Source organism: Pseudomonas frederiksbergensis, assembly GCF_003732665.1.
GTDB classification, from domain to species: domain Bacteria; phylum Pseudomonadota; class Gammaproteobacteria; order Pseudomonadales; family Pseudomonadaceae; genus Aquipseudomonas; species Aquipseudomonas frederiksbergensis_G.
The window spans coordinates 1-441 of sequence record NZ_MOBP01000046.1; the positions used below are offsets into that span (position 1 = coordinate 1).

Here is a 441-nt window from a genome sequence, read left to right on the forward strand (position 1 = left end):
CGGGTTCGTCATGGTCATAACGGTAACCATCCCCATAACCCTCGCCCTTCATGAGCTTGGTCGGTGCGTTGAGAATATGTTTCGGCGGCACCAGCGAGCCGTTCTCCTTGGCCGCCCGCATCGCCGCCTTGAAGGCGGTATAAACGGCGTTGGATTTCGGCGCGGTGGCGAGATAAACGCAAGCCTGCGCCAGTGCGAGTTCCCCGTCCGGCGAGCCTAGATAATCATAGGCATCCTTGGCGGCATTACAGACCGCCAACGCCTGCGGATCGGCAAGGCCGATATCCTCCACCGCCATGCGCACCAGCCGCCGCCCGAGATAAAGCGGGTCTTCACCGGCATCGAACATGCGGGCGAGATAATAAAGTGCCGCATCCGGGTCGGAACCGCGCACGGATTTATGCAGCGCGGAAATGAGATTGTAGTGGCCGTCCTGGCTCT

General features: G+C 60.5%; 1 protein-coding gene. It reads right to left on the minus strand.

Features of this window, described 5'->3' with window-relative positions; all coding sequences use genetic code 11:
- On the minus strand, nt 1-441 hold a 441-nt coding region (locus BK665_RS33065), incomplete at both ends, for an AAA family ATPase (RefSeq protein WP_446033152.1).